Source organism: Promicromonospora sp. NPDC059942, assembly GCF_042731755.1.
In the GTDB taxonomy this organism is placed as follows: Bacteria; Actinomycetota; Actinomycetes; order Actinomycetales; family Cellulomonadaceae; genus Promicromonospora.
In genome coordinates this window covers 35224-47122 of record NZ_JBHWLR010000012.1, presented here as the reverse complement: position 1 = coordinate 47122, position 11899 = coordinate 35224, and the positions used below count along the sequence as shown (strand labels likewise).

12 protein-coding genes and 1 tRNA gene are annotated in these 11899 nt (G+C 73.7%); 6 read left to right on the top strand and 7 right to left on the bottom strand.

Going from position 1 to position 11899, the window contains the following annotated elements; all coding sequences use genetic code 11:
* Positions 1 to 309: 309 nt before the first annotated feature.
* The 3 genes from ACFV9Q_RS19210 to ACFV9Q_RS19200 all read right to left on the bottom strand — a co-directional run bounded on the left by ACFV9Q_RS19210 (position 310) and on the right by ACFV9Q_RS19200 (position 1669).
* Entirely contained in the window at positions 310 to 468 is a 159-nt protein-coding gene (locus tag ACFV9Q_RS19210) for a hypothetical protein (RefSeq protein WP_377235705.1), read from the bottom strand.
* A gap of 13 nt (positions 469 to 481) precedes the next feature.
* Positions 482 to 566: transfer RNA gene (locus tag ACFV9Q_RS19205), tRNA-Leu, on the bottom strand.
* A 176-nt stretch (positions 567 to 742) separates the two neighbouring features.
* Positions 743 to 1669, bottom strand: a complete 927-nt coding sequence (locus ACFV9Q_RS19200) for an SDR family NAD(P)-dependent oxidoreductase (protein ID WP_377235704.1) — start codon at positions 1667 to 1669, stop codon at positions 743 to 745.
* Between the two features lie 101 nt (positions 1670 to 1770).
* On the opposite strand from ACFV9Q_RS19200, the gene ACFV9Q_RS19195 reads away from it, so the two are divergent.
* Positions 1771 to 2676, top strand: coding sequence for a helix-turn-helix transcriptional regulator (locus ACFV9Q_RS19195; protein WP_377235703.1), 906 nt, complete (start codon positions 1771 to 1773; stop codon positions 2674 to 2676).
* Here ACFV9Q_RS19195 and ACFV9Q_RS19190 read toward each other — a convergent pair.
* The 3 genes from ACFV9Q_RS19190 to ACFV9Q_RS19180 are packed head-to-tail and all read right to left on the bottom strand — an operon-like array spanning position 2651 to position 5023.
* The gene (locus tag ACFV9Q_RS19190; protein WP_377235702.1) at positions 2651 to 3358 is read right to left on the bottom strand and encodes an NADP-dependent oxidoreductase; all 708 of its coding nucleotides are present in this window, start codon (positions 3356 to 3358) and stop codon (positions 2651 to 2653) included. The genes ACFV9Q_RS19195 and ACFV9Q_RS19190 overlap by 26 nt on opposite strands.
* Before the next feature lie 46 nt (positions 3359 to 3404).
* On the bottom strand, positions 3405 to 4151 hold the full coding sequence (locus ACFV9Q_RS19185; RefSeq protein ID WP_377235701.1) for a phosphotransferase family protein: 747 nt from the start codon (positions 4149 to 4151) through the stop codon (positions 3405 to 3407).
* A 53-nt stretch (positions 4152 to 4204) separates the two neighbouring features.
* Positions 4205 to 5023, bottom strand: coding sequence for a DUF427 domain-containing protein (locus tag ACFV9Q_RS19180; protein ID WP_377235700.1), 819 nt, complete (start codon positions 5021 to 5023; stop codon positions 4205 to 4207).
* Between the two features lie 186 nt (positions 5024 to 5209).
* Here ACFV9Q_RS19180 and ACFV9Q_RS19175 point away from each other — a divergent pair, with 186 nt between their 5' ends.
* The 5 genes from ACFV9Q_RS19175 to recQ all read left to right on the top strand — a co-directional run bounded on the left by ACFV9Q_RS19175 (position 5210) and on the right by recQ (position 10604).
* On the top strand, positions 5210 to 5644 hold the full coding sequence (locus tag ACFV9Q_RS19175) for a hypothetical protein (RefSeq protein WP_377227244.1): 435 nt from the start codon (positions 5210 to 5212) through the stop codon (positions 5642 to 5644).
* 58 nt (positions 5645 to 5702) lie between these two features.
* Positions 5703 to 6155, top strand: coding sequence for an SRPBCC family protein (locus tag ACFV9Q_RS19170; RefSeq protein ID WP_377235699.1), 453 nt, complete (start codon positions 5703 to 5705; stop codon positions 6153 to 6155).
* Positions 6156 to 6296: 141 nt separating this feature from the next.
* Positions 6297 to 7463, top strand: coding sequence for an aminotransferase class I/II-fold pyridoxal phosphate-dependent enzyme (locus ACFV9Q_RS19165; RefSeq protein WP_377235698.1), 1167 nt, complete (start codon positions 6297 to 6299; stop codon positions 7461 to 7463).
* Positions 7464 to 7513: 50 nt separating this feature from the next.
* Positions 7514 to 8656, top strand: a complete 1143-nt coding sequence (locus ACFV9Q_RS19160) for a hypothetical protein (protein ID WP_377235697.1) — start codon at positions 7514 to 7516, stop codon at positions 8654 to 8656.
* 64 nt (positions 8657 to 8720) lie between these two features.
* Positions 8721 to 10604 (top strand): DNA helicase RecQ, encoded by a 1884-nt coding sequence (gene recQ / locus ACFV9Q_RS19155; RefSeq protein ID WP_377235696.1) that lies wholly within the window; start codon positions 8721 to 8723, stop codon positions 10602 to 10604.
* 9 nt (positions 10605 to 10613) lie between these two features.
* On the opposite strand, the gene dinB is transcribed toward recQ, so the two are convergent.
* Complete coding sequence (dinB, locus tag ACFV9Q_RS19150; protein ID WP_377235695.1) at positions 10614 to 11870, bottom strand: DNA polymerase IV; 1257 nt, start codon at positions 11868 to 11870, stop codon at positions 10614 to 10616.
* Positions 11871 to 11899 lie beyond the last annotated feature (29 nt).

Sequence of the window (11899 nt, the reverse complement as noted above, 5' to 3'; positions counted from 1 at the left end):
CAACACCGAGCCGATATATCGTTCATCGCTCTAAAGTGCACTGCCCCTCTCTCCCCCCCTCAGGAGAGAGCTGTGGAAGGGCAAAAACCCCCCCCCCCCCCCCCCCCCGATGCCAGAGGCGCCTGAGCAGCGTTGCGGGGGCGTACGACCGGCGTCGTCCTCGATGAGCGCCACCGCCGGCGCTTCCCGCTCGTGGCGGAACCTGACGCCTCGGAACACGGATGACGCCGTCTTCGACGAGGCGCAGGTATTTGACCGCGACGAGCAAGGAGAGCGGAGTCACGTCCGAGGCGATCACTGCCTCGCTGGTCACAGGTCCCGGTCGAAGCGGTCGATCTCAATCGACTCACCAAGGACCTGGAGATCGTGGGCGGCTCCCTCAAGGTGCTGAACCGCGCCATGAACAAAGAACGCCGAGACCTCTACGAGGCACTCGGCGTTCATCTGCTCGGCAAACCCGCTGGTCACAGCGGGTTAGAAGTGTCCGGAGGGGGACTTGAACCCCCACGCCCGATAAAGGGCACTAGCACCTCAAGCTAGCGCGTCTGCCATTCCGCCACCCGGACAGGTGACCCGTTCTCGGCGTTTCCGCCTTCCCGGTGCGTGGAAAAACATAGCACGCAGAACGGGTCGGGTCCGAATCGAAAAGCGTGTGACCTGGGCCGCTCTGAGACCAGGCGGCCCCGGTCCCGCCCGAACACCCGCGCGGGGCCACTCGGGCCAGGCCCCGGCACCCCGCCCATCAGCCCAGGAGCTCCTCCGTGACCTCCCACAACCGCCGCTCGCGCTGCGGGTCAACCGCGAACGGTTCCACCTCGCGCTCGGCGGTCTTGACCACGAACGCGCCGTCGCGCAGGTGCGCCCAGCGCTCGTCGAGGGCTACGGCCGCCAGCAGCGGACCCGAGCGCTCCGGGGTGGAGACACCGGGGAAGCGCCCGACCGCGCGTCCCACCCGTTGCAGCGCGGGACCGTGCTCGCGCGAGAGGCCGCTGCCGGGCATGAACCCCGGCTCGAAGACCGACACGGCGACGCCGTCGGGCAGGCGCCGCTGCAGCTCGTGCGCGTAGTAGAGGATCGCGAGCTTCGAGTTCGAGTAGGCGACGCCCGCGTCCCGGGTGCCGGGCTCCGCACCGGCGTCCGCCGGTCGCGCGAGGTCCAGCGGGTCGCGCCACTCGGCGGGCGGGACGCCGAGCAGACGGCGCGGGGTGTTCAGGTAGTACGTGTTGGAACCGAGCAGCACGATCCGGGCCGGAGCCGTGAGCGCGCCCGCCACCTCGCGCACGAGCTGGGCGTGCGCCAGGTGGTTGACCGCGAATGTCAGCTCGTACCCGTCGGCGGACGCCGTGCGGGTGTCCACCACGGACACCCCGGCGTTGCCGATGACCGCACGCAACGGCCGCACGGCGCCGTCGGCCAGGAGGCGTACGGCCTCGCGGCCGGCCGCGCGGACGTCGGCGAGGCTGGCCAGGTCGGCCCCGATGGCGTGGGCGGTGGCGCCGGCTGCCCGGGCCTCGGCGGTGATCGCGTCCAGGCGCGGGCCGGGTCGGCCCACGAGGAGCAGGTCGGGACGGCGGTGCGGGCTGCGGTTCGCCATGGCCAGCACCGCGGACCGGCCGAGGCCGCCCGTCGGTCCGGTGATGAGCACGGTTCCGGTGGTCGAGGTTGTCATGCCGCCATCGTGGGTCGGCCGGACGGCACGGGGCAGTCGTCGGGTTGTCGTAGGACCGGCAGGGCCACCACAAGCGCGCGGCCGGAGCGCAGACTGGAGCGATGGAGCTCGGACCAGCGATACGACACTGGCGCGACCGCGTCTCGCCCGACGCCGCCGGGATACCGGTCGGCACCCGCCGGCGCGCCGCGGGCCTGCGCCGGGAGGAGCTGGCCCAGCTCGCCGGCATCTCCGTCGACTACCTCACGCGGCTGGAGCAGGGGCGTGCCACCGCGCCGTCGGACCAGGTCGTCGAGGCGCTCGCCCGGGGCCTGCGGCTCAGCGAGCCCGAACGCGAGCTGCTGTTCCGGCTCGCCGGGCTGACCGCCCCGGGGCGCGGCCTGGTCTCCAGCCGCATCACCCCCAGCGTGCAGCGGATGCTCGACCGGTTCGACGGGCACCCCGTGGTCATCTTCGACGCGATGTGGAACCTCGTGACCGCCAACGCCGCCTACGACGCCCTCATGGGCCGGACCACCGCCTGGCGCGGGCCGGAGCGCAACGCTGTCTGGCGACACCTGCTCGGGCCCGCGTCCCGCGTGGTCCACTCGCCGCAGGAGGAGGCCGACCTGGTGGCGAACCTCGTGGCCGACCTGCGGCTGACGGCGACGCGCTACCCCACGGACCCCCGCATCCGCCGGCTCGTGGCCGACCTCCGGGCGCGGAGCGCCGAGTTCGTGCGCCTCTGGGAGGCGATCGACCTGACCGCGCAGGAGGCACCGGCGAAGCTGAAGACGGTCGACCACCCCGAGGTCGGTCGCATCCGGGTCGACTGCGACACGCTCGTCGTCGCCGGGGACGACCTGCGGATCATGGTCTACTCCTGCGAGCCCGGCACCGAGGACGCGGAGCGGCTGGCGCTCGCGATCGTCCTCGGCAACCAGGCCATGCGGGAGCGGGCACCGAGCAGCCAGCAGACCGGCGGCCAGGAGCCCGCCGCCGTCACTCCCCCGCCGTCACCTCGATGATCGTCTTGCCCGGCACGCGCCGGCCGGCGAACGCGGCCGCCGTCTCCGACAGCGGCCGGACGGCCCCGACCACGGGCCTGAGCCGGCCGGACCGGACCCGCTCGGCGAGGTCGGCCAGCCGGGCGCGGTCGGGTTCGACGACGAAGAAGATCGCCCGCCCGTCCTTCGGGTGCGCGGTGGGCGGCGCGGCGATGGTGACGACGGTGCCGCCCGCGCGCACCAGCTCGGTCGACCGCTGGAGCACCTCGCCGCCGATGACGTCGAACACCAGGTCCACCTCGCCCGCCTGACCCAGCTCGCCGGCGCCCAGGTCGAGGAACGTGTGCACCCCCAGGTCGCCCGCGAGGTCCCGGTCCCCCGCGCGGCCAGTGCCGATCACGCGGGCGCCCGCCGCGCGCGCCAGCTGGACGGCGATCGAGCCGACGCCGCCCGCTGCACCGTGCACCAGCACGGTCTGGCCGGGCCGCAGGCCGCCGTGGTCGAACAGCCCCTGCCAGGCGGTCAGCCCCGAGATGGGCAGCGCGGCGGCGACGGTGTGGTCCAGGTCGGCCGGCAGCGGTGCGAGGTTGCGCGCCTCCACGGCCGTGAACTCGGCCAGGGACCCGTCGCGGCTCCAGTCGGTCAGCCCGAACACGCGCTGGCCCACCGTCAGGCCCGTGGTCCCGTAGCCGAGGCCGGCCACGACCCCCGAGATCCGGACCCGGTCCGCAGCGGTACCGGCGCCGTCCCTACGGCTCCCGCATCCGGGACCTGAGCACGTCGAACTCGCACCCCGGCGCGTCCGGGTCGAAGCCGTGCTCGACCAGCCAGCGCGACGCCGTCAGGCTGCGGAGCGACCACCAGGCCCGGATCGCGTCCCGGTCCGCACCCGGGCCGTAGCCGGCGAGCAGGTCGTCCAGGCGTTCCTCGTGCCCCAGGGTCAGGATGGCGAGGTCGAACATGGCATCACCCGGCGCGGCCTCGGACCAGTCGATGATGCCGGTGACCTCGTCGCCGTCGACGAACACGTGGGTGATCTGCAGGTCGCCGTGGATGAACGCGGGTCGGTACGGCCGGAGCGCCCCCTCGGCGATCTCGCGGTTGTGCCGGACCACCTCGGCGGGCAGCACGGCGTTCTCCAGCAGCCACGCGCACTCGCGCTCCAGCTCGGCCGCGACGTCGTCCAGCGCTCGCCCCTCCCACGGCGGGAGCGGCGCGTCGTGCAGCCTCCGGATGGCGGCGCCCGCCGCGGCCCACGCCGCCGACGACGCCGCGGAGGGCTCGCCGAGCACGCCGAGCGCCGTGCCGGGCACGGCGGCGATCGCGAGCACCGGCGGCTCGTGCCAGCGGATCGCCGGGGTCGGCACCGGCGCCAGGCCCATCGCCCGGATCTCGACGTCGGCGTGCGCCGGGTCGCCGTCGACCTTCAGGAACACGTCGCCCACGCGCAGCGTCGCGCGCTGGCTGTGGGCGACGACGACCTCCACCTCGTCCATGGCGGCCATCCTGACGGAACGGGCCGCCGATCGCGCCGGTTTTTCCTGCCCGTCTACTGTTGGCCGACCCGCACGCCGTCGACCCAGACCTCCAGGTCCGGGTTCTTCTCCTGCCAGAAGCAGACCATCCCGGCGATCCGCAGCCCCTCGCGCAGCGGGGTGTCGTAGCCCCAGACGACGTCGCGCAGCCGCAGGTCCCCGACGCGGACCGTCCAGTACGCGGCCGTGCCCTTGTAGGCGCAGTAGCTCACCGTGTCGGTGGGCGTGAGCAGGTCCATCCGGACGTCGACCTGCGGCAGGTAGTACCGCGGCGGCTGCCCGGTCTGGACCAGGACGACCGGCCGGCGCGACTCGGCGACCACCTCCCCGCCCGCCACCACCCGGACGTGCCGGTTCGACGGCATCGCGTCCACCCGCACGTACGGGTCGCGGGCATGGGTGTGGATCACCTCCTCCTCGGCGAGCCACGTGTCCAGCGCCGCCCAGTCCAGCGTCACCGCGTCGCGCAGGGCCACGAGCGGGGCCTGCGGGTAGCGCTGGGCGGCGCCGGGCAGCACCGTCTCCCCCACGCCGTCAGGGACGACGACGTCGAACAGCTCGCCGGGTCCGAGGCTCCTGGACCGGCGGCCGGGGCCAGCGGGGCGCAGCCCGACCTTCAGCTCCGTGGGGGCGAAGAAGTACTGGGGGTAGAAGCGGTGCTCCCAGACCAGCAGCGGCGGGTCGGCGTCCGCGACGAGCACGCCCGACTTGTAAGCGCGTACCCGCACCGAGCCGGGCTGGGCCGTGCCCGGCTGGATCACCACCGCGCTGCGCACGATCTCGCCCTGCGCCGCGTCCCTGCGCACGGTCTCCCGCTGCACGATGTCACTCATCGTCTCCGCCACCCTTCGTCGTCCGTCGCGGCCCGCCGCCGCCCGCCGGGGGCGGTTCTCGCGCACCGCTTCTGCCCACCCGACCGGCGAGCGCCCCGATGTGTGACCGTCCCGGGGTGGGCGGGACACGGGGCGCCGGGGCGCGCCCACCGGACGAGTGTCAGTGGTGGGGTGTTTCCTGGACCCATGAACAGACCGGACCCGGACGGCACGAGCCGGAGGACGCGGTTCGCGATCGACGCCGTCACCGCGGTGCGCCTGGTACGCGAGGACCCTGGCGCGGGCGCCCACGTGCCGCTGGTCGCTCCGGCCGCGCTGCGCAGCCATGCCATGTCGATCCTCTACCGCGACACCGACGCGGGGCTGCTGGACGAGAAGACGGCGCGGGCGCTGCTGGAACGGGTCGCGACGCTCAAGGTCCGGCTGCTGGGCGACCGGGTCTCGCGTGCGACGGCGTGGAAGGTCGCCCGGCAGCTCGGCTGGCACGACACCGGGCAGGCCGAGTACCTCGCCGTGGCCACCCTGCAGGCCGACGTGCTGGTCGCGGGCGACCGCGACATCGCGGCGGCGGCGCAGGGGCTGGTGCCCCTGGCCACGTACGACGACCTGCGCCGGGCGTGACGGCCGGGTGGCGCGGGCCGCGCGTGACCGGCCGCGGGCCGTGCGCCACACTCCTCCCGTGACCACCCTCAGGTTCGAGCTCAGCACGTCCGTCCCCGTCGGCCCGCGCGCCGCGATCGACTTCCTGGCGGACCTCACCCGGCACCGCGGCCTGCACCCCTACCTGGTGTCCGCCGACGTCGTCGCGAGCGGCGCCGGCCCGGAGGGGCCGTGGCAGGACTGGCGGGTCGTCGAGCGGCCCCGGCTCGGTCCGCTGCCGTACACGATCCGCTTCCCCGCCCGGATGATGCGGGCCGGCGACGACGTGCTGACGTCGTCCGTGCGGGCCGCGCCGGGCTGCACGCTGCGCACGGTCACCCGGGCGACGCCGGCGGGCGACGGGGCCCTGCTCACGGAGACGACCGAGGTCACCGCCCCCTGGCCCGTGGCCGGGTACATGACCCGCCACGCCCGCGCCGCGCACGAGCGGACGTTCACGCTGCTGCCCGGGGAGCTGAGCCGGCTCCGGTAGGCGGAACCGGGTGGGCGAGCCCTGCCGCCGGGTTCGCCACGCCGCGCGACACGCCGAGCGGCACGCCGTGTGCGCCCGGCGGTTCGGGGGCATCATGAGGAACATCGGGGGGCGGCCGCATCTCGCGAGAGGAGCCGCGGCATGGAGCTGTCCGACCGGGCCAGAGCAGCGCAGGACGCCATCGAGCCCGTCACGTCCTTCTTCGTCTCGCTGCGCACGATGGACCGGCAGGCCGGCGTCGTCGACCTGGCGTTCGGCGACCCGCACGAGATGCCGCTGCGGGGCCTGGTCGACGCGCTGCGGGCGAACCTCGAACCCCGCGCCCCCGACTGGTTCGCCTACAAGTCGAGCCTGGCCCCCGCCCGGGAGACGATCGCGGAGGGCCTGCGCGGCGAGCTCGGCCTCCCGTTCGACTCGGACGACGTGGCCATGACCCAGGGCGCGTTCGGCGCCATCGCGCTGGCGTTCCGGCTCGTGGCCGACGCCGGGGACGAGGTGGTGTTCCCCGAGCCCGGCTGGTTCTACACCCCGATGCTGCGCGCGGCGAACCTGGTGCCGGTCCGCGCGCCGCTGACCCCCGACGGGTTCGACCTGGACGTCGATGCCATCGCGCGGGCGATCACGCCCCGGACGCGCGTCGTCGTCGTCAACTCGCCCGCGAACCCCACCGGGCGCGTGTACGCCCGGGACCGGCTGGTCGAGCTCGGCGCGGTGCTGGAGGCGGCGTCGGCCCGGAACGGACGCCGCATCTGGCTGCTGTCCGACGAGCCGTACCGCCGGATCCGGTTCGACGGGATCGGCTTCACGAGCCCGGCCGAGTGCTACCCCTGGACCCTGGTCGACTACAGCTACGGCAAGGTACTGCTCGCGCCCGGCCAGCGACTCGGGTACCTCGCGTTCTCGCCCCTGATCCCCGACGACGTGCGCACCGAGCTGCGCGCCGCCCTGCTCCCCCTGCAGATGGGCCTCGGCTGGACCTTCCCCGACGCCCTCATGCAGTACGCGGTGCCGGCCCTGGAGACCGTCTCGATCGACGTCGCCGAGCTGCAGCGGCGCCGCGACCTCATGGTCGCCGCGCTCGGCGCGGCGGGCTACGACCTCACCGTGCCCGAGGGCACGTTCTACCTGTGGAGCGCCGCTCCGGGCGGCGACGCGCCGGCGTTCGTCACGGCGCTCGCCGGGCGGGGCGTGTTCGTGCTGCCCGGCACCGTCTTCGACCGGGCCGGGCACTTCCGGATCAGTCTCACCGCGACCGCCGCCATGCTGGAGCGGGCACTGCCGGCCCTGCGGGCGCTGGCGCCGCACTGACGGGCCAAATTGCCTCGTTCACATCCCCCGCCCGGCTTAACATCCGGCTGATGCCTCTCATGCCACTCCCCGGATCGGCTCCTGCGACCACGGACCTCGGCATGCTGCAACGCGGTCGTGGCGCCGGTTGGCTCGCTGCGGCCAACGGAACGACCGGCGTCGAACGTCTCCTGGAGTGCATAGCGAACGATCCGCGGTGGGACTCCCAGGTCGAGCGGCGCAGCGACTACTACGCCACGCTCGCTCTCCGGCTCGCAATCGCTCCAGCGACGATCGCCGACCTCGCGCTGGCGGCCGCTGAAGATGACCTCCTCCCACGCGACGTGCTCGACGCGATGGCCCGTCGGGGTTCCGCTGACGCTCATGTCGCGCTCGCAGGGCTTCCGCCTCTGCTCGACGACGAGGACGTGCGACCCGTGCGCCGTCCGCCGTGCCCGTCGCTCGACGAACCGCTCGACATACTGCTCCGCACAATCGGTCCTCGTTGCGGCACCAGGTTCGTCCAGCGCTTCGCTGCGACCACCGATCGCCGTGAGCTCCAGGCACTCCAAGGAGCGGCCCTCGACCCCGAGCTGCTCTGGGGGCGACGGCATGCGCTCGAGGTCCTCGGTCTCCGGGGCGATCTGGTCGCTCTCGGCTGGGCCGAGCAGATCCTTGCCGCCGACACGCTGGGTTTCGAGGGGGCCGCTGCGCTCGGGTACGTCATCGCGCTCCCGTCCCGCGTCACCTTGCCGCTGTCCCGGTCGTGGCTCGCCGTCGACGACCGCCGCGGGCAAGCCGCGCGCAAGGTCCTCGCCAAGCACGCCCAAGCTGAGGACAGCGCGGCCATCCAGGCGGCTCTCCCCCAGGTCGTCGACGACAACTACGCGATCTGCGACCTCGTCACCGCCCTCGGCCGGATTCCCGAGCACGGTCCGTACCCCCTGCTCGACGTCGTCTACACCGAGTCCCAGTACTCCTACGCCCGGGCACGCGCCGCCGCCGCCATCGCGGCCACCGACCCGACTTTCGGACCTCGCATCGCGCCCGAGTGCCTCTGGGACTGCGAGGACCCGGTCAGGATCCTTGGTGTGAACCACGCGCCTCGCACCGCCGTCGTGGCCGAGCGCCTCCGCGAACTGGCCGACGAATCCGGCGAGGATCCCGACGTCCGCGAGGCGGCTCGTCGGCGAATCGCAGGTTCGCCCGTGTGACCGGACCCATGATCACAGCTGTGCGAGGGCGCTCGTGTCAGCGTCCCCTGGCACACTGGCGGCCATGACTCCTCCGGACGCCGCCTCGACTGAGCTCGACATGACAGCACCCGCGCTCGACCTGGCGCCGACGCCGCTCGACGTGCTGCGCACCGTGTTCGGCTACGACGCCTTCCGCGGCGAGCAGCAGGAGATCATCGACACCGTGACGAACGGCGGCGACGCCCTCGTGCTCATGCCCACCGGCGGCGGCAAGTCGCTGTGCTACCAGATCCCGGCGCTCGTGCGGCGGGGCACCGGCGTGGTGATCTCGCCGCTGATCGCCCTGATGCAGGACCAGGTGGACGCCCTGGAGGCGCTCGGGGTGCGGGCCGGGTTCCTCAACTCGACCCAGGACGCGGACCAGCGCCGCCGGGTGGAGCAGGCCTACCGGTCGGGCGAGCTGGACCTGCTCTACCTCGCGCCGGAGCGGCTCGGCGTCGAGTCCACGGCCCGGCTGCTGGACCAGGGCACGATCGCGCTGTTCGCGATCGACGAGGCGCACTGCGTGTCCCAGTGGGGCCACGACTTCCGCCCGGACTACCTGCGCCTCGGCACACTGGCCGAGCGGTGGCCCGGCGTCCCGCGCATCGCCCTGACCGCGACGGCCACCCAGCACACCCGCGAGGAGATCGCGGACCGCCTGGGCCTGGCGGAGGCCCGGCACTTCGTGGCCAGCTTCGACCGGCCCAACATCACCTATCGTGTCGCGCCCAAGGACAGCCCGCTGCGGCAGCTGCTCACCCTGCTGCGCACCGAGCACCCCGGCGAGGCCGGGATCGTGTACTGCCTCTCGCGAGCGTCGGTCGAGAAGACCGCTCAGCAGCTCACCGACCAGGGCATCCGCGCCCTGCCGTACCACGCGGGCCTGCCCGCGCAGGTGCGCGCCGCCAACCAGGCGACGTTCCTGCGCGAGGACGGCGTCGTCATGGTCGCGACCATCGCGTTCGGCATGGGCATCGACAAGCCGGATGTCCGGTTCGTGGCGCACCTCGACCTGCCCAAGTCGGTCGAGGGCTACTACCAGGAGACGGGCCGCGCGGGTCGCGACGGCCTGCCGTCGACGGCGTGGCTCGCCTACGGCCTGGCCGACGTCGTGCAGCAGCGCAAGATGATCGCCGAGTCCGAGGGCGACCTCGCCCACCGCCGCCGGCTCTCCTCCCACCTCGACGCGATGCTGGCGCTGTGCGAGACCGTGGAGTGCCGCCGCGCCCAGCTCCTGCGCTACTTCGGCCAGCAGCACCCCGGGGACTGCGGGGCCTGCGACACCTGCCAGAACCCGCCCGAGGCCTGGGACGGCACCGTCCCCGCCCAGAAGCTCCTGTCCGCCGTGTTCCGGTTGGACCGCGAGCGCAATCAGCGGTTCGGCGTGGGGCACGTGGTCGACATCCTGCGCGGCAAGGCCACGCCCAAGATCACGCAGTGGGGGCACGACAGCCTCACGGTGTTCGGCGTGGGCGAGGACCTGTCGGACGGCGAGTGGCGGTCCGTGGCGCGCCAGCTCCTGGCGCAGGGCCTGCTGGAGGTGGACTCGAACCACGGCACGCTGCTGCTCACCGAGACCAGCGGGGACGTCCTGGGCCGACGGCGCGAGGTGCGGCTGCGGCGCGACCCGGCCCCGGCGGCGGGCGCCCGCCGGTCGTCGCGGTCCGGGGGCGCGAAGGCGGAGGTGGCGGCGCTGGCCGATGCGGACCAGGAGGTGTTCGAGCGGCTGCGCGCCTGGCGGGCGGCGGCTGCCAAGGAGCAGGGCGTGCCCGCCTATGTGGTGTTCCACGACGCGACGCTGCGCACGGTCGCCACGGAGCGGCCGGGCGACCTGGACGCGCTGAGCGGCATCAGCGGTGTGGGCCAGGCCAAGCTGGAGCGCTACGGCGAGGGGATCCTGGCGGCGCTGCGCGCCGAGGAGTAACGCCCGTGCTCATACGTCGTGCTCGGCGAGCTCGCGGAACTCGTCGGGCACGGCGCCGCCGCGGCGCAGCACCACGGGGAGGTAGCCGACGGCGTCGCCGCCGAACCGCGTGCGGATCGCGTCCATCGACTCGTCGACGGCGCCCCGCGCCGCGCCCGGCGCGGAGCCGGGACGCCACGGGTCGGGCGGTTCGAGGTCGAGCTCCAGCTGGACCGCCGACTGGTCGGCGATGTTCGAGACGGAGACGCCGAGCAGCGTGATCTCGCACGGTGCGGCGTCGTCGATCGCGGACCAGGCCAGCCGCACCGCGACCTCGGTGAGGGTGAGCGTGGCGGACATCGGGACCGGAAGCGTGAGGGACCGCGTCGCCCGCTGCATGCCCGCGAACCGCACGGCGACCGTCACGGTGCGCCCCGCGCGGCCCTTGGCGCGCAGCCGCCGCGAGACCCGGTCGGACAGGTGCGCCAGGACCGCCCGGACGTCGTCGGGCTCGGGCCGACGCCGGCTCAGGGCCGACTGCGCCCCGACGGAACGTGCGCGGCGGCTGGTCACGACCCGGCGGGGGTCCTCGTCCTGCGCCATGGCGCTGAGCTTGTGCCCCACGGCATGCCCGAGGATGTGCTCGACCGCGGTCGACGGCGTCCGGGCCAGCTCACCGATCGTCTTGATGCCGAGGTCCGCCAGGCGCTGCTCGTTGACGGGCCCCACGCCCCAGATCAGGCTGACGGGGAGCGGGTCCAGGAAGGTCCGCTCGGCCCCGGGGTCGACGACGACCAGACCGTCCGGCTTGGCCACCTGGGAGGCGATCTTCGCGAGGTGCTTGGTCCGCGCGGCGCCGACCGAGATCGGGAGCCCCACCTCGGCACGGACGCGTTCGCGGATCCGCGCCCCGATCGCCGCGGGCGGCCCGAACAGGTGGGTCGCCCCGGACACGTCGAGGAACGCCTCGTCGATCGAGATCCGCTCGACGATCGGCGTGACGTCGGCCAGGACGTCCATCACGGCGTCGGCCAGCCGCTGGTACTCCCCGAAGTGACCCCGGACGAAGACGAGGTCGGGGCAGAGCCGGGCCGCGCGCCAGCCGGGCATCCCGCCCTGCACCCCGTAGGCCTTGGCCTCGTACGACGCCGCGAGCACGACTCCTCCGCGCGGCCCGCCCCCGACGGCGATCGGCCGTCCGCGCAGACCAGGATCCAGCAGCTGCTCGACCGACGCGTAGAACGCGTCGAGGTCGGCGTGCAGGATCGTGGCCTCGCGGACGGACATGACAGCATTCTACTCGAACACGTGTTCTA